The following is a 20,629-nucleotide window of genomic DNA, read 5'->3' as shown; positions in this document are numbered from 1 at the left end:
TACTTTGATGTTATCTCAGTTTTAATAGCAGATTAAATAATGTTTATATTTCTGATACAATATTTTTTACTAATTTTAAACCCCGAAATCAAATTCATTATTCTAAAGGAAACGGTTTTTCAAAATACCGGTAAAAATAATGGCGGGAGATTATTGGGAGAGGATTTTTTTACATTAAATTCAACACATCAAAAAAACTAAGATAGTATTATGAAAACAAAACTATGGTTTGCTGTCACGGCAAGTTTCCTTTCTATGACTGCATTTTCACAGAAGAAAAAGCAACCGGAAAAACAATCCGGAAAGCAGCAGGAAATGGCTGTATATGCAGAGAAAAGAGGTTCTGATTATTATTTGGTCCGCCTTGAGAAGGATAAAGAAATTCCTAATGTTTATGTATATTCCAATGGGGTAACCAAACCTTATAAAACGTATACTGACCTTAACAATATCCTTATGGATTTCCCTGGAATGATGACTTCCAACAACTCCACAAAAGAAGAATTGGTTTCTATTCTTAAAAAAGATGATCATTTCTACGAAATCACTTCACAACGAAAAGATCCTAAAAACATTGAAAAAACTGTCGTTACTGTATACGAGGTCATGAACGGCCAGAAAAGGATTGTAGAAGAATATAATGACATCTACGAGGTTATGGCATCTCCTTACAAAGACGCTATTATGATTAATTAAAAAAAACAAAAAATATACATATTATGCTAAACAAACTTGCTGCCTCAGAACTTGTTCTGAATGAAGACGGAAGTGTATACCACCTGAATCTTCTCCCTGAAGATATTGCTGACAAAATCATCCTTGTAGGTGACCCGGACAGAGTGGCAAAAGTTTCAAAATACTTTGATACCGTAGAGATCAAAAAAAATAAAAGAGAATTCTATACGCATACAGGAACGCTTCGTGGAGAAAGAATTACCGTAATGTCAACCGGTATCGGAACTGAAAACATCGATATCGTCATGAACGAGCTTGATGCTTTGGTGAATATCGATCTTAAAAACAAAGAGTTTAAAACTGAGCACAAAGCCCTTGAACTTTTCCGTATGGGAACTTGTGGAAGTGTAAACCCGGATGTACAGGTTGATAATATGTTGGTTACTCAGAATGTAGTAGGATTAGACGGATTGATGCATTTCTATCAGGATTATAACTTTGAAAATGAGTTTTCTAAAAGCTTCATGGAGAAATTTCCTTATGAAAAAATAAAGCCGATGCTTTACTTCTCAGACTGGGCAGAAGAAATGGGTGACTATTACAAAGACGCCAAATACCACGGAAATACAGCAACATTCCCGGGGTTCTATGCTCCACAGGGAAGACAGCTTCGTCTAAAAGCAGTGGATGATAAGTTTTTAGAAACATTGAATGATCTTGGAGTTACCAATTTTGAGATGGAAACTTCTGCGATCTACGCTCTTTCAAAATTATTAGGACACAAAGCAATCACGGTAAACAACGTTATTGCCAATAGAAGACGCGGTGAGTTCTCAGCAGACCACCATGCTTCTGAGAAAAACCTTATTGATTGGGTATTGGAAAGAATTATTAAGTAATCACTTTTGTTTACATTTAAATAAAAAAACTCCGGAAGTTATTTCCGGAGTTTTTTTATAGGTTTTGGCTAAAGCCAATGGTTTATTATTGTATTAGCAAACAGGCTAAAGCCCGTTCCTATTGAATTTTATTCTGTTAAAAATACTGATCCTTTTGCTTCAAACTCTTTTGCATCGATATATTTTTCTGTGCATTAATCACCCGGAAGATTAAAACCGCTTTATAGAGCCAGACTTTATTTTTGTTTCAGATTCTATTTCGGGCTATGATTATTTTATTATTTTAGCTCAATCAAAAACTAACCATTGAACATGAAAAACACTAAGCAGCCGGAAACGAATAAGCTTTCAGAACTCTCCATTGAGGAACTTACAAAAGAAGAAAAAAAACGTTCCGCAGCCCATATTTCTTTTTGCATTATTCTGGGATTGCTGTTAGCAGCCTGTATCTATGTCACCATAAAGAAAGGGTTCAATGGAATTACTCCGCTTCCTTTAGCTTTCTTTCCATTATATCTTATTATAAGGAAAAGCTGGCAAGATGCCCGTAAGGAACTTCAGTCCCGTAAGCTTAATTAAAATTGATAACAATAAAAAAGACTTCCAGTCGGAAGCCCTTAACACCATATCAATTATAATAAAAAAACCTATTATTTAAAACTCATTGATCATCACATAAAAATGTCCGGAGTACAAACCACTGGCACTTCCTGAGATATTAGTAAGATTAATGGTAATACTGGACGTGGAAGTCATTCTTGGATTCGAGATAGAAAATGAAGAGTTTCCCAGAAAGTCTCCCGCTGGAGAAACCACGACAACAGCTCTTGTAGAACCAGGCTGATATCCTGCCGGAACCGGAATATCAATTGTTGTCGATTTTCCTGGCGGCAAATTATTGATGGATATTCCCGGCCATGCTTCAAAACTGATCTGGTTTTTCTGCACACTTCCCTTTTCCCCCAATTTAAACTGTCCGTTTACATCCAGCTTCGCAGAAGTATTCGGAGCACCAGTCCCAATCCCTACATTTGCATTATTATCTCCCAGAACAATGGCATTGGCCTGTGAAGTAGTTGCCCCGTATCCTACTGCTGTTGAATATTGTCCCAATGCATTAGCGCCAGAGCCTAAAGCCGTTGAGTTTTGGCTATTTGTTACTGCATTATATCCTAAAGCAGTTTCGCTATTTGTATTCGTTTTCGCGTTATATCCTAGTGCGATAGACTGAAATCCATCCGCAGAAGAGTTATTTCCAACGGCAACAGATTCGTTACTGCTGGTTTGTGCATGAAATCCAATTGCGGTAGATCTGAAACCTCCTGCAGTCGATTTATTTCCGACAGCTAAAGCTTCATTCCCGGAAACTGTTGTTGCACTTCCAATAGATATTCCCATAAATACAGCGCTTGCACTCCCAATAGCAATACCGTTCTGCCCTGCAGTAGATCCTATTCCCAGGCTTACAGAATTGTCAACGCCTAATCTTCCGGCCGTTAATGCATTCACTTTGAAAATCAGATCGTCATATGTTTTTGTTCCTAATGCCAGCGTGGTATTTGCTCCTCCGTAATTCCCTGCGTTAGTTCCTGTAAGGTTCCAGCTTGTGCCGTTATCTATTTTAGTGGGATCACCGCCATTCGTTAAAATTTTGTTCCATTTTGATTCAAACCAATAATAAAACCCAACATCTTTTAAAGCTGCATTTCCATTGTTCCATACGATAAGCCCGTCCGCCGGTGAAGGCACTGTAGTATTGTCTGTTGTGCTTGCCAAAGCAATACTTGGAAGGAGTACCCCTTTATTGCTGGCATTAATATGCAGCATGGCTGAAGGCGTCGGATTAGGAGTTCCTATCCCAACCTGGGCATATATAAAATAATTAAAGAATAATAAAAGAAGAGTGTATTGTAGTTTATAGTTTTTATGCATTATCTGCTTTTTTTGAGGATGCAAATATACAAATTTTCAATAATATACCTATTTTATTGATAAAATCATAATTAAAAACACATTATAGTGATTAAAATAAACCTTAATCACCATACAATGAAAAATGTTTAAATATCAAGTAGTTATCAAATGATGTATTCATAAGCCTTTACGGATATCTCTAATTTTCTGCTTAGTTTTTAGAATTGTATTATTATTAATAAACATCACTAAAAAATGAATAAAGTATAAGTATTATTTTCTCGTAAAACAGCTTTTTATATGATCATTCACCATTCCGGTCGCTTGCATATGAGCATAAATTACCGTTGAACCAACAAATTTGAACCCTCTTTTTTTGAGATCTTTGGAAATAAGATCGGAAATCTCTGTTGTGGCAGGAACATCGGCTAGAGTTTCGGGTCTTTTATCAATTGGCTTTCCGCCTATGAAGTCCCAGATATAGCTGGAAAAACTTCCAAATTCTTCCTGAACTTCCATAAATTTCTGTGCATTGGTAACGGTAGCCATAATTTTAAGTCTGTTTCTGATGATTCCGGAATCATTCATCAGATCTTCGATCTTTTTATCAGGGTAGGCTGCTATTTTTTTATAATCAAAATGGTCAAAAGCTTTCCTGAAATTTTCTCTTTTAGCCAAAATAGTATACCAGCTCAGTCCGGCCTGAAAACTTTCAAGAATCAGAAATTCAAATATTGTTTCGTCGTCATAGATGGGTCTTCCCCACTCTTCATCATGATATTTTCTGTAGAGATCATCTTTTTCGCACCATCCACAACGTATTTTTTCCATAATACTCTATTTTGTTATCTAAAGGTAAGCCTGATTTGGAAAATTATAACATAAGATTATGAAAAATTTAACAGAGACCTCTAATTTTAGGAATGGTTATTGTTTAATTACTGATACCAAATTAAAATTTACAGTATTATGAACAATTCAGAGTATAACAAAGCGGAAGATGCAGTAAACAATGTAGAAAATTCTATACAGAATGCAGCAGACAAAACGAAGTGGAAAATCAATGAATTGGCAGACAAGGCCAAAGATTTTATCAATGAAAAGAGAAGTAATGATCAGGAGGCCAATCAGGAAGACTGGTTAGATAAGGTAAAAGCTAATGTATCCGATGCCTGGGAAGATATTAAGGATAAAGCAGATGAAGCATGGGAAAAAACCAAAGATGCGGCAGAGGATGTAAAGGCAGAATGGAATAAGAAAACAAATTAGTATTTCAGTCATATAAATATTTTCAATAAAATGGAGTCTTAAATTGATAAGGCTCCATTTTTATTATGTCATAACCACAATTATTGCTACATTTGTATTATAATAAACATTAAAAAATTATGTCATACGGTTTACTTAAAGGCAAGAAGGGAATTATTTTTGGAGCCCTTAATGAACAATCTATCGCATGGAAAGTTGCTGAGAGATGCCATGAGGAGGGTGCTGAATTTATCTTATCTAATGCTCCAATTGCTTTGAGAATGGGAGAGCTTAATGATTTAGCAGAAAAAACAGGTTCTGAAGTAATAGGTGCTGATGCTACTTCTATAGAAGATCTTGAAAAACTTTTTGATGCCGCTGTTGCCAAATTTGGAAAAATCGACTTTATCCTTCATTCTATTGGTATGTCTATCAATGTAAGAAAAGGAAAACATTATACAGAAATGAACTACGATTGGTTGGAAAAAGGTTGGGATATTTCAGCTGTTTCTTTCCATAAAGTAATGCGTGTAGCATGGGAAAAAGACTGTATGAACGAATGGGGAAGTATTTTGGCACTTAGTTATATTGCTGCTCAAAGAACATTCCCGGATTACAATGATATGTCTGATAACAAAGCGTATCTGGAAAGTATTGCAAGAACTTTCGGAAACTATTGGGGTGAAAGAAAAGTACGTGTAAATACTGTTTCTCAGTCTCCTACAATGACTACAGCAGGTAGTGGTGTGAAAGGTTTCGGAGGATTCCTTGGATATGCAGAAGATATGTCTCCACTAGGAAACGCTACAGCTCTTGAATGTGCAGACTACTGTGTAACGCTATTCTCTGATCTTACTAAAAAAGTAACCATGCAAAACCTTTTCCATGATGGTGGATTCAGCAGTTCAGGGGTTACTCAGAAAGTAATCAGCAAATATGATGTAGAATAATAATCAGAAAGATTATTTTTTCAATACAATAAAGGAGCAATCCTATTCAATACAAGCAATGCATTCATGATGCATTGCTTTTTTTATGATAACCATTACAATAAAAAAATATATTTCATCAATATAACCAGATTCAATCATTTACTCCAAAATATACATAATATTCATTCAAAATATTTATTAAATATTCAAAATATCCATAAATTAGTATTACCAAACCACTTATTTTATGGAAAAAAAAATTAAATCTTGTGCTGCAATATTGCTTATTGCTGCATCTTCGTTTTTCAATGCCTCCAATGCTCAGACCTGCCCAAGCTGGGGTCCTTATCTTGAAGGCTTTGATATGGCTAATTCCGGTGAACTCTGGTATTCTGAAGTAATGGCAGACAACACTTGCAAAAAGGTTAATACCTATTACTCTACTCTGAATTTTTCTTTGGGTCCGCGAGGCGGATATGCAGGAATTCAGTACAAACAGAACGAAATCTACAATAACATTTTTTCAATGTGGGATTTGCAGGATACCAACGTACCGCAATGTACTACAGAATATACGGCTCCCAATACTTTTGTAGATGGTTTCGGAGGAGAAGGAACAGGTCTTCACACGGATAATCCAATGCCATGGACTCCCGGAATCTGGTATGCCACTGTCGTGAGAAGATGGTCTACCGGTGACGGAAAAACCAGAATTGGATTTTTTATGTTTGATTATGGTACAGGAAAATGGAAACATTATGTCACCATTGTGACCCCTGAAAACGATGCGAAATTTACAGGAACCAAATTGGGAGGTTTTGTAGAAAACTGGAACTCGGCGGCCAGCAAAGCCACCCGCTGCGGATATTTCAGAAATTTCTGGAGTATGAATGCACAGGGAAGTTGGTCGAAACCTTCACGGTATACCGCTTCGGCCGGAACAGGATCGTGGGGAGCAGAAGCAGCTTTCAACAATACAGCGATCAAGGTAACTTCGTGTGGTACAACTCCGGCACCTGCAGGTGGTTCGGTAACATTCAACGGAATCACTCAGGATGGTACAAAACCTGCCACAACGACCCCTGTTACTGTGACTACCGTTACTCCATCTTATAATACTTCCAATAATACAGTGAATGTAAATTGGGTTAACTCAGAAACCACAAGCCCGCAGTTTTCCTATAAAGTTTCATTATATACAGAAGCCAGCTGGGCAAATTCTTATACTCCTGTAGCTGTGATTACAGGGATTCGCCCAGATCAGAGAAGTGCCCAGGTACCGCTTCCTGCGAATTCCCAACCAGGGAAATATTATGTGAGTGTTGTCTTGGAAGATATTTTTAAACAAACTTCCAATTTTGGATATAATAATTTAACGATCAATACTATTGTAACCGCCCCTACTATTGATCCGAATGCCTATTACCGAATAAAATGTGTGGGAAGCAGCCAATACATAAGCCCTGCTAATTACAGTGCTGCAGCCAATACCAAAATGGTTCAATATCCTTTTAACAGCAGCCTCGCCCAACAATGGAAACTGGAAAAAACAGGAAATAATTATATCATTATCAATCGTGCTTCAGGTTTAGCGATTGATGTTCCCGCATCCAATATAAACAACGGTACTACGTTGGTGCAATACCCAAAACATGGTGGTAATAATCAACAATGGGTATTAAGACCTTACCTATCAAACACCCTTGTCATAGGAACCGCATTATCTACGATGAAAGCAATGGATAATCCTGCCAACTCACAAACTTCAGGTACCAATATCAACATCTGGGATCAGGATATGAACGGTCCGGCAGGAGTGAATCACCAATGGGTTCTTGAGCAGGTAATAACTGCAACATCCACTATTTCTGCGAAACAGGAGATTACTTCTACCGCTTATCCTAATCCCGTAAAACAAGGTGAAAACCTAACCATCAGTCTTCCTTAAAACGGAAGTACTTATGAGCTGACTCTAGTGAATGCAGAAGGATTAACGATAAAATCCCAACAGGCGAAAGCAGGCAAAACAATCATCTCTACTTCAGGCATGAGAACCGGAATCTATTTCTATAATGCTCAAAACAGCAATGGAACGATTTCCGGTAAGTTTTCTGTACAATAACTTATACCGATACATGATAAGCGAATCGGCGGCCTCTTCGAGGCCGCCGATTCTGTCAAAAATAATATTAATATGATATTATAAAATTACGGTCTGTATAGAGTGTGCCGGAGCATTCAGCCTGGCAGCCTTTCCTTCAATCCATAGATTGGTATCGATATCATTGTCGGAATCGTTCATAATAACAGTTACCAGCTGTCCGTTTTCGTTCATAAATGCAGAAGATGTCAATGCAGCTCTGTTGGAAGAACTTCCTATTCTCTGAGCATTCGGTTTGATATATTTTGAAACATGTCCTATATAATAGTATTCATAGGTGTAGAATACCTCTCCTGTTTTGGTATCCGCAATAATGGGAGCAAAACAGAAGTTTCCTTTATGGTTAGGTCCTCCGGTTTCATCCAAAAGAATATTCCAATCGGTCCATAAAGCGTTTCCTTTATTGAAATCATTCAGCATATTTTTGCTGTACAGTTCTCCCAGGCTTACATCATAGATCTTATCCATACTGAACTGTTCTTTACATCCTTCGGTAAAGGCCAGGAATTTATCCGGAAAAGCTCTGTGAGTTTCTGCTAAATTGTCAAAAAGCTGGGTTTTATTATTCCATGTTTCATACCAGTGATACCCGATTCCATGGGCGTATTTTGATGTTTCAGGATCACTTAATGTTGTGGTTGCTCTCTGATAGATCAGGTCTCTGTTGTGATCCCAGATCATTACTTTTTTATCTTTATATCCGTTTTTCCAAAGGGTTGGTCCGAGGTTCTTTTTCAGAAATTCACCTTCTTCTTCAGCGGTGTAGATACATGATTCCCAGCTTTGGGTAGCCATTGGTTCGTTCTGAACGGTCAGTCCCCAGATATTAATTCCTCTTTTTTCGTATTCTTTAATGAATTTGATATAATAATCTGCCCAGGTCTGATAATATTCGTTTTCTAATCTTCCTCCTTTGTATAAGCTTTTGTTTGATTTCATCCAGGCCGGTGGGCTCCAGGGAGAGAAATAGAATGTAAAATTATTTCCTATAGCTTTCTGAGCTTCTTTAATCATAGGAATCTTATACTTCTCATCATGGGCAACGTTGAAGGTCTTCAGCGAAGTATCATTATCCTCTACATAGGTATAAGAATCACTGGAGAAGTCACAGGAATTCATATTGGTGCGGACAACGGTATATCCCAATCCATTTTTTCCAAAATAAGCATCCAGAATTTCTTTCTGCTTATTCTTTGGCATTTTATAAAAAGTTTCTGCTGATGCATCTGTAATAGCGCCACCAATTCCTATCAGTTTCTGATATTTAAAATTGGGAGCCACAAAAATACAGGCATCCGTTTCTTTGGGCTGTCCAAACTGTTCAAACTTAACGGCACCTTTATCCACCATCTTCTCATTTACTTTGGAGTTGGTAAGGATTACTTTAGCTGTTTTCCCTTCATTCTTTTTCCAATAATTCTGAGCATTGACATTGATGACAACGCCTACTAAAAAACAACTTACAATTAGTTTTCTCATGATTTTTTCTGTTTCCGGACCCTTCTGGTCCTCATTTTCATTATTTATTTTGATAGACTCTTACGTAGTCTATGTAATACTTCTGTGGAAAAATAGTATCATCGATCCCTTCTTTTCCGCCCCACATTCCGCCTATGGTGAGATTTAAAATGATAAAATAAGGCTGGTCAAAAGGCCATGATTCATAGTTCTTTTCCTTATTCCGGTAGGTGAAAAATTTCTGATCGTCAATATAAACGTCTATCTTTTCCGGTGTCCAGTCTGCTTTATAGACATGAAACTGTTCGCTGGCATCCTTTATAATCAGCGTGTCTGTTTTCTGCGTTCCCTGAATATGGTTGTATTTTTTAGTATGAACAGAAGCATGTATATATCCCTGATTGAAACCCACATGCTCCATAATATCCAGTTCACCGTCATCCGGCCATTTCTTCATATTTTCGCTCATCATCCATATTGCCGGCCATGTTCCACGACCTTTGGGAAGCTTTGCTCTCACTTCTATTGTTCCATATTGAAAAGAGAATTTTCCTTTGGTTAAAAGTCTTGCAGAAGTATATGTATTGTTTTCCCAATTTTCTTTTCTGGCTTCAATGACCAAATTTCCTTTTTCCATTCTGGCATTCTCAAGTCTTTTTTTTGTATAAAACTGAGCTTCTTCATTACCATAGCCTCCTCCACCTACATCGTAATTCCATTTTAATGAATCAGGAAGGCCCTTATCGTTGAACTCATCATTCCAAATCAGAGCTCTGCCAGAGTCAGGTTGGGTTGAGGCACAATGGAGGACAGAAAGGAAGAAAATTCCTGCTGCATTTATCCTGATTATATTTCTGAATTTGATTTTCATGTGTATTAAGTTTTGGCTAAAGCCCACTCCTATTGAATGGAGCTTATTTCACCCAATTAATTCTTTTGGTCTGTACATGCTGAGAATCGGTTCCGATCATAATATCGAATTCTCCGCCTTCCCAGTCAAAATTCAAATCGTCATCAAAAAATTTCAGATCTTCCGGTGTCAGTTTAAACTCTACTTTTTTACTTTCTCCTTTTTTGATCCATACTTTCTGGAACCCTTTCAATTCTTTTACAGGTCGCACGACTTTTCCGAAAAGATCCCTGATATAAAGCTGTACCACTTCTTCACCATCATATTTCCCTGTGTTGGAAACGGTAACACTGATATTCAAAGTCTGGTTTCCTGTAAGGCTTGCCGAATTTAAAACCATATCAGAATATTTAAAATCGGTGTAGCTTAATCCGTATCCAAACGGATATTTTGGATCATTATCAAGATCTATATAGGCTGAAACATAGTTTCTGTCTGTATTATTTTTTGCCGGTCTTCCTGTATTATAATGATTGTAGTACACAGGAATCTGCCCTTCTGTTCTCGGAAAGCTCATCGGAAGTTTCCCTCCAGGATTCACAGTCCCAAACAGAACATCTGCAATGGAGTTTCCTGCTTCAGTTCCCAACCACCATGTATATGCAATTGTAGGAATATTGTCTGAAGCCCAATTGAAAATCAAAGGTCTTCCTGCATTGATCATCAGAATGATCGGCTTACCAGTCTTAGCAATTTCTTTCAATAAATCTTCCTGAACGCCTGTAAACCCGATATTGCTTCTGCTTTTCGCTTCACCACTCATGGCATGGCCTTCTCCTAATGTCATGATGACAACATCAGCTTTTTTTGCCGTTTCTATCGCTTCTGCAAATTGAGTTTTGTCCTGATCATCAACATTACATCCTTTTGCATATAATAAAGTGGAATTTTTATCCAGTTGATTTTTAATTCCGTCAAACTGCGAAACAATTCTTTGGTTATCATCTTTGAAAGCGATAGACCAGAAACCGTGATTTGCCACCGTTTCTTTCCCAAAAGGACCAATCAGAGCAACTGTTTTTGTCGTTTTTGAAAGTGGAAGAATATTTCCCTGGTTTTTAAGAAGAACGATACTTTTTGATCCAAATTCTCTTCCAAATTTTCTGTTCTCCTGATTATCGGTCTGTTCTTTCTGTCTTTTTTCACTGCTGAATCTATAAGGATCGTCGAAAAGCCCCATTTCAAATTTTTTGGTTAAAATTCTCGCGGTTGCATCATCTACCAGTTTTGGATCTACTTTTCCTTCTTTCACCAGCTTTGGAAGCTCTGCCATGTAAACACGGCTTTCCATATCCATATCACTTCCGCCCTGAATTGCTTTCTCAGCGGCTTCACTGGCATCTTTAGCATAACCATGAGGAATCATTTCTCCAATACTCCCCCAGTCTGAAACTACAAAATCTTTATAATTCCATTTTCCTTTTAAAAGATTTCTCTGGATGTATTGATTAGCAGTCGCCGGAATTCCATTGATATCGTTGAAGGAATTCATAAAAGTAGCTACTCCTGCTTCTGCGGCAGCTTTGAATGGTGGAAGATACGTTTCATTCAGTTGTCTGAGACTCATATCCACAGAATTGTAATCTCTTCCTCCTACAGCTGCACCATATGCAGCAAAGTGTTTTGCACATGCCATCACAGCATCAAGACTTCCTAACCCTCTGCCCTGAAATCCTTTGATCCTCGCCAATCCTATTTTTGTTCCCAGATAGGTATCTTCCCCGGAACCTTCCATTACTCTTCCCCATCTCGGATCTCTGGCGATATCTACCATTGGAGCGAAAGTCCAGTGAATACCATAAGCCGAAGCTTCCGTTGCAGCAATTCTTTCTGACTTTTCGATCATTCCCAGATCCCAGCTTGCTGCCTGTCCCAGATTCACAGGAAATGTAGTACGGTATCCATGGATAACATCCTGCCCGAACAGTAAAGGAATTTTCATCCTTGACTGCATCGCCAGCTTCTGAAATGCTTTGGTTTCCTCTGAGCCTGCTACATTCAGCATAGAGCCTACTTTCCCTTTTTTAATTTCTTCCAAAACAACCGCTGAATTAGACTGCTGGGGTCCAGTAGCATATTCAAACCCGCTATACTGGACCATTTGCCCAACTTTTTCCTCCAAAGTCATTTTAGAAAGCAGCTCTGCTACCTTCTGATCAATGGTCTTCTGTCCGTAAACATTCATTCCTAATGTGGAAAATGCCAGTAAAAAATATGCTCTTTTCATTGTATCGAATTAAAAAATATAGGTTGCCGTAGAACGTCCCGAAATTGCTACAGCAGCAGTTTTCCCGGCAAATTTAATATTAAAATTTTCATCTTCCTGATTATCGTTCTGCACAATTAAAACTATTTTCCCAGATTGAGTCATAAAAACTGCTGTTGAAAGCTTATCAGTCTGCGTAGAAGCAATACGCTGAGAACCTGCAGGAACAAATTTTGAAGCATGGGCAATAATATAATAGGCTACATTTCTGGTAAAGTTTTCACTATCAGAAACCGTAATAGCTCCTTTACATTCTGTACATCCACCGTCTGTATGCGGGGCATATCTCGGATCGTTTGCAAGATTCCATTCCAAAGCAATTTTGCTCCAGTTTCTCATAGAACCGATGATTACATTTTTGGTATGCCAGTTTAGATCTTCAGTAAAAGTTCCTTTTGAACCCGTCCACTGCTCGGTAAAGTATAGGTTTTTATCAGGAAAAGCATCATGCACAGTGCTTAATGCAGAGATATCTCCTTCATACAAATGAAAAGCGGATCCGTCTATATACTGATTAGCTTGAGTATCTTTTAAAATATCAATAGCATATTCAGGTTTGTTGCAATTGTGATCATAAACAACAATTTTGGTAGAGATTCCGTTAGCTTTAAAAACCGGACCTAAATGGTTCTTTATAAAATCCCCCTGCTGTTCTGATGGCATATACAAACTTGGATTATTTCCAGGATGCAAAGGTTCATTCTGAGGAGTTACGGCATCAATCGTAATGCCTTCTTTTTTCATCCCTTGGATGTATTTTACAAAATACTGAGCATAGGCTCCATAGAATTCAGGTTTCAGGCTTCCTCCTTTTGATTTCCCGTTGTCTTTCATCCAAACTGGAGGAGACCATGGTGCTGCAATGATTTTTATTTTCGGATTGATTGCTAAAATTTCTTTCAACATGGCAATAAGTACTTTATCTTTTGCCAGACTGAATTTTGAAAGGGAAGCATCGGTTTGCCCCGCAGGCAGATCGTCATATGAAAATACTTCCCCATCAAGATCGGATGCTCCTATGCTTAATCTTAAATAACTAATGGAGATTGAATTTTTATCGTTTCCAAAAAGTTCGTTAAGCAATGCTTTTCTTTTGGAAGGAGACAATCGGTTGATTACCTCAACACTTCCTCCTGTCAATGTATATCCAAAACCATCAACATATTGAAACTTTTGAGAATCGTCAATTTCAATATTCTGAAAGCTGTTGGAATTATTTACAAATTTAACCGGAGTCTGCAGCTGTAATTTTACGGTTTCATCGCCTTTTGTAAGCCAATACTGTACTTCGTTTCCTTTATTGGAAGCAACTGATGTACACGATAAAGGAAAAAGGGCCACACCACTAAGTAGTGCGGCACCTCTAAAGAAACTATATAAGTTGTGAAACTTCATGTTTTAGTATCCTGGGTTTTGTTTTAAAGCAGTATTCGGCAATTCATTGAATGGAATTGGAAGAATCTCGTTTTTATTTGCTTTAAATCCTTTGAATGAAAGCTTTGAAGGAGCATCTCCCCATCTTACAAGGTCAAACCATCTGTGACCTTCTCCTGCAAGTTCTCTTCTTCTTTCATCTTTAACAGCCTGTAAAGAAACAGGAACTGATGTTAAACCTACTCTTGCTCTTACTGCATCTAACAAAGCCTGAGCTCTTCCTCCAGCACCTCCTAAAGCTTCGGCTTCCATCAGATAGGTATCTGCAAGTCTTATAGCGATATAATTTTGTCTGAAGTTCAGTTCGGCTGGACCTGGAAGTGAGCTTTTTAAGCTGTTTGTAGGTAAATATTTATTTAAAAAATATCCTGTATCTGCAAATGCCGGGCTGTAAGTGATTTTACCATCTGTTACCAGTTTTTTTGCATCAAAAACAGTCACATTTAGTCTTGGATCTCCCTGCATAAAAGCAACAAAGTTTTCTGTTACTGTATTAAAAGCCCAGCCAGAATAGATATCAGGTGCATTATTATTCGGAATGTTTTTTAGTGAATAAGAACGAGGTCCTACCATTACATTGATAGAGTTTCCTTCATCTTTACCCTGTCCCCAGAATCCCCAATCGGAGTTTCCTTTATTGGTATGCATTACTTCAAGGATAGATTCTGTTGAAAATTTATACGGATCTGATAATTCAGGTCCTACTTTAAATAAGTCTGCATAATTTGCCACAAGTTTGTATCCATACTGGCTGGTTCCTCCAGGAGTGCCATTTACTTCTAAAAACTGTGCAGCTGCTTCAGGCATTTTTTTATCATAAAGATAGATTTTGCCTAAGATGGCTCTGGCTGTTCCTTGTGTGATTCGGCCTTTATCATTACCACTTGATACCATCATCAGATCTGGAATGGCAGCATTGATATCACCTTCTATCTGTGTATATACATCACTTGGTTTAGCCTGTGGAACATTCCAGTAGTTATCATCGAATTTTACTGATTTGAGGATCAAAGGAATATTTCCAAACATCCTTAACAGTTCAAAATAATACAATGAACGAAGAACTTTAGCTTCCGCAATATATCTTTTTTTAATATCATCACTCATAGAAGCCCCCGGAACTCTTTCTATTAAAAGATTAGCACGCGCAATTCCCTGATAGTAGTCTCTCCAGTAGCTGGCAGGTACCGTATTAGGATTGATCATATAATTGTTTAGTCCCTGAATACCTGCTCCATCATTAGAATTTCCTCCACCGGAATAAAAATCATCAGATCCTGCATTAAAAAAGGTCACTGTATTCTCGAATCCGCCAGAATATTTTCTTAAAATGTCATACACGGAAACCAATGCACTAAAAGACTGCTGCTCATTCTGGAAATACAAATCAGTATTAAAAGATCCTGAATTCTGTACATTATCCAGATACGAATCACTACAAGCAATATTGGTAAAACTTAGACCTGTCAGAAACGCAACGGCAAGTCCTTTATATATAAAATTTTTATTTTTCATTTTGTTGGTCATTAAAATTGAATATTAGCCCCTATCAGGAATGTTCTGGCTTGTGGATAGTAAGCTCTGTCGACACCAATAATATCCTGTTCAGAATTGTTTCTTCCTGCAATTTCCGGATCATATCCCGTATATTTTGTGAAAGTAACAAGGTTTTCTCCTGTGATATACAGTCTTACTTTACTCATTCCGAAACGTTGGGTAACATCCTTAGGAATTGTATATCCTAGCTGAACAATTTTCAACCGTACATAATCTCCTTTCTGCAGGTAATAATTTGACATCCATGAATAGTTATGGTTAGGGTCATTACGAGTAACTCTTGGATTGTCATTAGTAGATCCTTCCCCCGTCCATCTGTCTAAAATTCTTGTCTGGTAATTAGTATCAAGCATATCCAATCTTCTCAGACCCTGGAAAATTTTGTTACCAGCCTGTCCTTGTGCAAACATCATCAAATCAAAATTCTTATAATTAAGATTCACAGTAAGCCCGAAGGTATATTTTGGTATAGAGCTTCCCAAGTTTACTTTGTCATTATCATCAATTTTACCATCTCCGTTGTTGTCTTGCCAGATAAAGTCTCCCGGTTTTGCATCAGGTAATAGTTTTACTCCATTTGAATTTACATAATTGTCGATTTGTGCCTGGTTTTGGAAAACACCACTATAAGTTTGTCCGTAAAATGATCCGTAAGGCTGTCCTACCTCAACTCTTGAAACAGCTCCCATTGTCTGGAAAGAAGCCAGGTTGAAGTATTGAATGTCGTCTTCAAGTCTAAGAACTTTGTTTTTTATTGTAGCGAAATTACCATTAATTGAGATACCGAAATCCTCCCAGTTCTTTTTGTACCCCAGTTCAAGTTCTATTCCTGTGTTCTCCATATCTCCTACATTTGACCAAGGTAAATTAGGAACTCCTACATAGCCGGGAATATTGATTTGTCTAAGGATATCTGTTGTTTTCTTTTTGTACCAATCTGCGGTAAGAGTGAAATTATTGAATAATTTTAAATCAGCTGCAATATTCAACTGGCTGGTCTGCTCCCATTTCAGGTTTGGGTTTTCCAACGTACTTGGTGCATAACCAATGATGATATTATTACCAGAATTGGTATAGTTGCTTCCGGAAACCATGAAACTTGCGAATCTGAAATTATCCATCTCATCATTTCCTAAAACACCGTAACCCCCTCTTAATTTTACGTTATTAACGATCTTATTTTCAGGCCAGAAATTTTCCTTATGAATATTCCATCCTAAAGACATAGATGGGAAAGTTCCCCAATGCTGATTGGTAGCAAATTTTGAAGAACCATCTCTACGAATTGTTCCTGTAAATAAGTATTTGTCTGCATAATCATAAATAATCCTACCAAAATAAGATGCTTTACGGGTTTGAATCCCATCCCATCCTGTAGCAGTAATATTATCCTGCGGAATATTAAAGTTGAAGGAAGCATCCTGCCAATTATCAATAGGCAGATTACTATATGTAAGACTGGTTCCACCAGCAATATTATATCGGTAAACTCCCTGGCCTACCATGATGTTGATATTGTGATCTCCGAACTTATTCTGATAGGTTAAAGTATTTTCCATACTCCATTCGAATTTATTTTCTTCCACCTTATTCAAGCTGTTGAAACTTGTATTGTTATAATTAGGACTTAAATAATATTTCGGTGTAAAAGTACGGCTTCCCCAATAGGATTTCTTTCCATTCAAGCTGGACTTAAATGTGAAATGATCAAGAAACTTAAGTTCAGCAAAAACATTTCCTACGAAATCATCTGACCAGTTATAATTGCCTTGTTGTATGTGACGAAAAGCCTGCGGGTTTGTCATTTCCTGATTTACATATCTGGAAATTCCATAAGGACGTCCTTCAGGATCACGAATAATGTAAGGATTGGTATAACCACTAGGATCTACCATTGACCAATCTGTTACAACAACCGGAGTAGTAGGATCTAAGTTAACTGCTGATGCTAATGGCCCTCCGTATTCTTCATTTGCACTTATTCCCTGAGATTTCACGTGGGTATATGCAAAGGTTTGACCTATCGTCAGATAGTCTGTAACTTTATGTGTTGAGTTAAATCTGGCATTGATTCTTTTGTAATTAGAGATATCACTCATTACAATACCTGACTGATCAAAATAGCCGAATGAGGTGTAGTATGTCGACTTTTCATTTCCTCCCGTAATGCTTACTTCATGAGAAGATTTTTCACCTGTTCCGAAAATAGCATCCTGCCAGTTTGTTCCTTTTCCGAGTGATTCTGGGTTAGTAAACCTCGGAGCACCTCCATCATTAACAAAACCTTCATTGATGATTTTGGCATATTGTGTAGCATCTAAGAGATCCAGTTTTTTTGAAGCATTTGAAAAACCATAAAACCCATTATAAGAAAGAGTCAGTTTTCCTTTTTTCCCTTTTTTAGTGGTAACTAGAATTACCCCTTTTGCCGCAGAAACTCCATAGATGGCAGACGAAGCTCCATCTTTTAAGACTTCAATACTTTCTATATCAGATTGATTAAGCCATCCGATATTGTCTACAACAATACCATCTACTACCCACAATGGACTGTTACTTCCTGCCCCAAAGCTGGTAATACCCCTTACACGTACTGTAGCAGCAGCCCCAGGCTGTCCAGAATTCGTTACCACCGAAACGCCCGCTGCCCTTCCCTGTAATACCTGTTCCGGCTTACCAGATGGAATATTCTCTATGTCGCTGGCTTTAATACTAGCTATAGCTCCCGTCACATTACTCTTTTTCTGAGTACCATACCCGATGACTACAACTTCGTCTATTTTGTTTTCTTTAGCAAGTGTGTCCTTCGCCTTGGTGGTCTGGGCACTGAAGTTGGCCGTAAAATAGAGGACGGCAACCACTCCTACGCTTCTTGATATTATTACACTCATATACAGTTATTGTTTAATTCTCAAATTGAGACAATAAAAATATATTTTTTTTCAATTAATTAACATTCTATTCATAAATATTTTAATTTTTCTTTTATTTTTCAGGGTTAGAAGCCCTATCTTCGCATCAATATTTCATAAAATTTCAAAAAAAAACAATAAAGAAGTCTCCCAAAATGGTCATCAAGCTTTCTAAAATTTCTCTTCCTTTAAAACTTTCCTTTCTTATTTTTTCAATGGTTCTGAACTGTATGGGACTTATCATTTTGCAGTTGTCTGAAGAAAAAGTAACCTACGGAGAACTGGGACTTTTAGAATCTTTCAAAGACTTGCCCATTGCTTTTATTTCTCTTTTTGCAGTAGGTTTTATTAACAAAACAGGAACGAAGAAAGCGTTGATATCGGCTTTGGTCATTGTCGGGCTTTGTTCTTGCCTTCTTCCGTTTATAGAGGTTTTCTGGTTTTTTAAGCTGTGGTTTGCCATCATCGGAGCGTGTTTTGCTATTGGCAAGATCTGTGTCTTTGGGATCATCAGAAACAATATTTCGGATGAAAAGTCACTGGCAAAAACGATGAATAATGTGGAAGCTTCTTTTATGATCGGAATTTTTGTCGTCAATACCTTTTTTGGATGGGTGATATCCAGTTCTTATTCTGAATATTGGAAATTTTGTTTTTTAATTATCGCTTTCTTATCTGCAATCACTATTTTTTTGCTTTCAAAGATTGACATATCAGAATCCAAACCCCTGGAAAATAAGAGTATCTTTTCTGAACTATCAGGATTTACGACCCCTACCGTAATTTTATTTCTGGGAGTCGTTTTTTCTATTGTTTTTGTAGAACAGGGATTCAATTCATGGCTTCCGTCTTTTTATAAAAACCACCTGAAAGTCAATTCATTCTTTGCCCTTCAGGCCACCTCTTTCCTTGCGGTATTTTCATATGCAGGAAGAACAATAACAGCGAATATCATCCGAAGGTTTTCATTACCAAATTACTATATTTCCTGCATGGCTTTCATTATAGCATTGCTGCTAATTATTTTAGGAATCCAATATTTTGAATCTGTAAATTCAAGATTGATACTATTTTTATTTCCAGTAATAGGTTTATTCTTATCTCCCCTTTATCCTGTCATCAATTCGAAAATGATTGCCCAGGTTGATAAAGAAAAGGTCAATCTTTTTACTTCACTTATTGTTATTTTCTCTTCTCTGGGCAGCTCTGTCAGCTCTATTATTATGGCAATACTATTTGAAAAAAAACTTTTAAATTTCTATCCTTTATATATTTTATTTTCTGTAATTCTTCTTTTTGGGATTAGTTTTGTCTTTTTTAATGTTTCAAAAAGAAAATAGTTTTATTTTTACTGCCATGAAAATCAAAGACACAAAAAGTAAAGAAACACTTCGGGAGCTTATCGATACAAAAGATTTTGTAGCCCATATATCTGTTGACTGCACTATATTCGGCTTTCATAATAACATTTTGAAAGTTCTTCTTTTAAAATACCATGATCTTGATTTATGGTCACTTCCGGGTGGTTTTGTTTTCAATGATGAAGATTTGAGAGAGGCTGCTGAAAGGGTTTTACATGAGAGAACACATCTTAAAGGTTTATTTTTGAAGCAGTTTCATACTTTTGGAAGAATAGACCGTACAGAAAATAATGTTCATCAGATTCTTCTTAAAAATAAAGGAATAGAAGTTCCTGGAGACCACTGGATTTTTCAACGATTTGTTACCGTAGGATATTGCAGTCTTATTGACTTTTCATTGACGAATACTTTTCCTGATGCTTTCAATGAAAGCTGTGAATGGTTTGAGGTCAACAACCTACCCAAGATGGCTTTTGACCATGACCGAATCATAGAAACCGGGTTAGAATACCTTAGAATGAATATTAATACGGAAGTGGCAGCCAGTAATCTGCTTCCTGAGAAATTTACGATGAAAGATCTTCAGTCTCTTTATGAAACTATTTTGGGACAGAAATTCAGAAGAAATAATTTTCAGCGTAAAATTTTAAGCTTAAATATCCTTGACAGGATGGAAAAACTGTATGACGGCTCGGCCAATAAAGCGCCTTATCTGTATAAATTTAAAACTGAAGTTCATAATTCTACGAATCAGTATCCTATCTCTAATGATGAGGAGGTTTAAAATGTAGAATTTATCCTATAAACAAATAAAAAGGGCATTATCTGTCTGAAAACCAATCTCAAGATAAGTTTTCAAAAAAATTTCTCAGACACCACGAAAAATGCTATTTTTAACCAAA

17 protein-coding genes are annotated in these 20,629 nt (G+C 37.1%); 9 read left to right on the top strand and 8 right to left on the bottom strand.

Features of this window, described 5'->3' with window-relative positions; translation table 11 throughout:
* The first annotated feature begins 210 nt into the window (after positions 1-210).
* The 3 genes from C1634_RS09025 (at position 211) to C1634_RS09015 (ending at position 2,153) form a co-directional block, all read left to right on the top strand.
* Complete coding sequence (locus C1634_RS09025) at positions 211-696, top strand: hypothetical protein (RefSeq protein ID WP_103235455.1); 486 nt, start codon at positions 211-213, stop codon at positions 694-696.
* A gap of 23 nt (positions 697-719) precedes the next feature.
* Entirely contained in the window at positions 720-1,574 is an 855-nt protein-coding gene (locus C1634_RS09020) for a nucleoside phosphorylase (protein ID WP_103235454.1), read from the top strand.
* A 312-nt stretch (positions 1,575-1,886) separates the two neighbouring features.
* Positions 1,887-2,153 carry a hypothetical protein gene (locus C1634_RS09015; RefSeq protein WP_109738266.1) on the top strand — a complete coding sequence of 89 codons (267 nt, stop codon included), beginning with the start codon at positions 1,887-1,889 and terminating at the stop codon, positions 2,151-2,153.
* Positions 2,154-2,228: 75 nt separating this feature from the next.
* On the opposite strand, the gene C1634_RS09010 is transcribed toward C1634_RS09015, so the two are convergent.
* Both C1634_RS09010 and C1634_RS09005 read right to left on the bottom strand, forming a co-directional pair.
* Complete coding sequence (locus tag C1634_RS09010) at positions 2,229-3,506, bottom strand: hypothetical protein (RefSeq protein WP_109738265.1); 1,278 nt, start codon at positions 3,504-3,506, stop codon at positions 2,229-2,231.
* A gap of 255 nt (positions 3,507-3,761) precedes the next feature.
* Positions 3,762-4,319 carry a DNA-3-methyladenine glycosylase I gene (locus tag C1634_RS09005; protein WP_103233895.1) on the bottom strand — a complete coding sequence of 186 codons (558 nt, stop codon included), beginning with the start codon at positions 4,317-4,319 and terminating at the stop codon, positions 3,762-3,764.
* Between the two features lie 138 nt (positions 4,320-4,457).
* Between C1634_RS09005 and C1634_RS09000 the strand changes: the two genes are divergently transcribed.
* The 4 genes from C1634_RS09000 to C1634_RS08985 all read left to right on the top strand — a co-directional run bounded on the left by C1634_RS09000 (position 4,458) and on the right by C1634_RS08985 (position 7,790).
* A complete protein-coding gene (locus C1634_RS09000) occupies positions 4,458-4,757 on the top strand; it encodes a hypothetical protein (RefSeq protein ID WP_103233894.1) in 300 nt (99 codons plus the stop codon).
* 119 nt (positions 4,758-4,876) lie between these two features.
* Positions 4,877-5,686 carry an enoyl-ACP reductase FabI gene (locus C1634_RS08995; RefSeq protein WP_103233893.1) on the top strand — a complete coding sequence of 270 codons (810 nt, stop codon included), beginning with the start codon at positions 4,877-4,879 and terminating at the stop codon, positions 5,684-5,686.
* Positions 5,687-5,915: 229 nt separating this feature from the next.
* Positions 5,916-7,616 (top strand): DUF3472 domain-containing protein, encoded by a 1,701-nt coding sequence (locus tag C1634_RS08990; RefSeq protein ID WP_103233892.1) that lies wholly within the window; start codon positions 5,916-5,918, stop codon positions 7,614-7,616.
* An 18-nt stretch (positions 7,617-7,634) separates the two neighbouring features.
* A complete protein-coding gene (locus C1634_RS08985; RefSeq protein WP_103233891.1) occupies positions 7,635-7,790 on the top strand; it encodes a T9SS type A sorting domain-containing protein in 156 nt (51 codons plus the stop codon).
* Positions 7,791-7,868: 78 nt separating this feature from the next.
* Here the strand turns inward: C1634_RS08985 and C1634_RS08980 are convergent, their stop codons facing one another.
* The 6 genes from C1634_RS08980 to C1634_RS08955 are packed head-to-tail and all read right to left on the bottom strand — an operon-like array spanning position 7,869 to position 18,345.
* Complete coding sequence (locus tag C1634_RS08980; protein WP_109738264.1) at positions 7,869-9,308, bottom strand: glycoside hydrolase family 30 protein; 1,440 nt, start codon at positions 9,306-9,308, stop codon at positions 7,869-7,871.
* A 40-nt stretch (positions 9,309-9,348) separates the two neighbouring features.
* Positions 9,349-10,158: a glycoside hydrolase family 16 protein gene (locus tag C1634_RS08975; protein WP_103233889.1), complete on the bottom strand. Its 810-nt coding sequence runs from the start codon at positions 10,156-10,158 to the stop codon at positions 9,349-9,351.
* 43 nt (positions 10,159-10,201) lie between these two features.
* Positions 10,202-12,424 (bottom strand): beta-glucosidase BglX, encoded by a 2,223-nt coding sequence (gene bglX / locus C1634_RS08970; protein WP_103233888.1) that lies wholly within the window; start codon positions 12,422-12,424, stop codon positions 10,202-10,204.
* 9 nt (positions 12,425-12,433) lie between these two features.
* Positions 12,434-13,858: a glycoside hydrolase family 30 protein gene (locus C1634_RS08965; protein WP_109738263.1), complete on the bottom strand. Its 1,425-nt coding sequence runs from the start codon at positions 13,856-13,858 to the stop codon at positions 12,434-12,436.
* A gap of 3 nt (positions 13,859-13,861) precedes the next feature.
* Entirely contained in the window at positions 13,862-15,412 is a 1,551-nt protein-coding gene (locus tag C1634_RS08960; RefSeq protein ID WP_103235521.1) for a RagB/SusD family nutrient uptake outer membrane protein, read from the bottom strand.
* 11 nt (positions 15,413-15,423) lie between these two features.
* Positions 15,424-18,345, bottom strand: coding sequence for a SusC/RagA family TonB-linked outer membrane protein (locus tag C1634_RS08955; RefSeq protein ID WP_109738262.1), 2,922 nt, complete (start codon positions 18,343-18,345; stop codon positions 15,424-15,426).
* Between the two features lie 176 nt (positions 18,346-18,521).
* Between C1634_RS08955 and C1634_RS08950 the strand changes: the two genes are divergently transcribed.
* Both C1634_RS08950 and C1634_RS08945 read left to right on the top strand, forming a co-directional pair.
* Complete coding sequence (locus tag C1634_RS08950) at positions 18,522-19,706, top strand: MFS transporter (protein ID WP_109738261.1); 1,185 nt, start codon at positions 18,522-18,524, stop codon at positions 19,704-19,706.
* 16 nt (positions 19,707-19,722) lie between these two features.
* Entirely contained in the window at positions 19,723-20,511 is a 789-nt protein-coding gene (locus tag C1634_RS08945; protein WP_109738312.1) for an NUDIX hydrolase, read from the top strand.
* The last annotated feature ends 118 nt before the right edge of the window (positions 20,512-20,629 follow it).

Origin of the sequence: Chryseobacterium viscerum, from assembly GCF_002899945.2 — a bacterium.
Lineage (GTDB): Bacteria > Bacteroidota > Bacteroidia > Flavobacteriales > Weeksellaceae > Chryseobacterium > Chryseobacterium viscerum.
Note: the sequence above shows the minus strand (reverse complement) of the source record. Positions and strands in the feature narration are given on the sequence as shown.

Bases quoted from the DNA above. Each gene is read 5' to 3' on its own strand.
- C1634_RS09015 (WP_109738266.1), top strand. From the start codon at position 1,887: ATGAAAAACACTAAGCAGCCGGAAACGAATAAGCTTTCAGAACTCTCC.
- C1634_RS08980 (WP_109738264.1), bottom strand. From the start codon at position 9,308: ATGAGAAAACTAATTGTAAGTTGTTTTTTAGTAGGCGTTGTCATCAAT.
- bglX (WP_103233888.1), bottom strand. From the start codon at position 12,424: ATGAAAAGAGCATATTTTTTACTGGCATTTTCCACATTAGGAATGAAT.
- C1634_RS08975 (WP_103233889.1), bottom strand. From the start codon at position 10,158: ATGAAAATCAAATTCAGAAATATAATCAGGATAAATGCAGCAGGAATT.
- C1634_RS08965 (WP_109738263.1), bottom strand. From the start codon at position 13,858: ATGAAGTTTCACAACTTATATAGTTTCTTTAGAGGTGCCGCACTACTT.
- C1634_RS09025 (WP_103235455.1), top strand. From the start codon at position 211: ATGAAAACAAAACTATGGTTTGCTGTCACGGCAAGTTTCCTTTCTATG.
- C1634_RS08960 (WP_103235521.1), bottom strand. From the start codon at position 15,412: ATGAAAAATAAAAATTTTATATATAAAGGACTTGCCGTTGCGTTTCTG.
- C1634_RS08990 (WP_103233892.1), top strand. From the start codon at position 5,916: ATGGAAAAAAAAATTAAATCTTGTGCTGCAATATTGCTTATTGCTGCA.
- C1634_RS08950 (WP_109738261.1), top strand. From the start codon at position 18,522: ATGGTCATCAAGCTTTCTAAAATTTCTCTTCCTTTAAAACTTTCCTTT.
- C1634_RS08945 (WP_109738312.1), top strand. From the start codon at position 19,723: ATGAAAATCAAAGACACAAAAAGTAAAGAAACACTTCGGGAGCTTATC.
- C1634_RS08995 (WP_103233893.1), top strand. From the start codon at position 4,877: ATGTCATACGGTTTACTTAAAGGCAAGAAGGGAATTATTTTTGGAGCC.
- C1634_RS09020 (WP_103235454.1), top strand. From the start codon at position 720: ATGCTAAACAAACTTGCTGCCTCAGAACTTGTTCTGAATGAAGACGGA.
- C1634_RS09005 (WP_103233895.1), bottom strand. From the start codon at position 4,319: ATGGAAAAAATACGTTGTGGATGGTGCGAAAAAGATGATCTCTACAGA.
- C1634_RS08955 (WP_109738262.1), bottom strand. From the start codon at position 18,345: ATGAGTGTAATAATATCAAGAAGCGTAGGAGTGGTTGCCGTCCTCTAT.
- C1634_RS09010 (WP_109738265.1), bottom strand. From the start codon at position 3,506: ATGCATAAAAACTATAAACTACAATACACTCTTCTTTTATTATTCTTT.
- C1634_RS09000 (WP_103233894.1), top strand. From the start codon at position 4,458: ATGAACAATTCAGAGTATAACAAAGCGGAAGATGCAGTAAACAATGTA.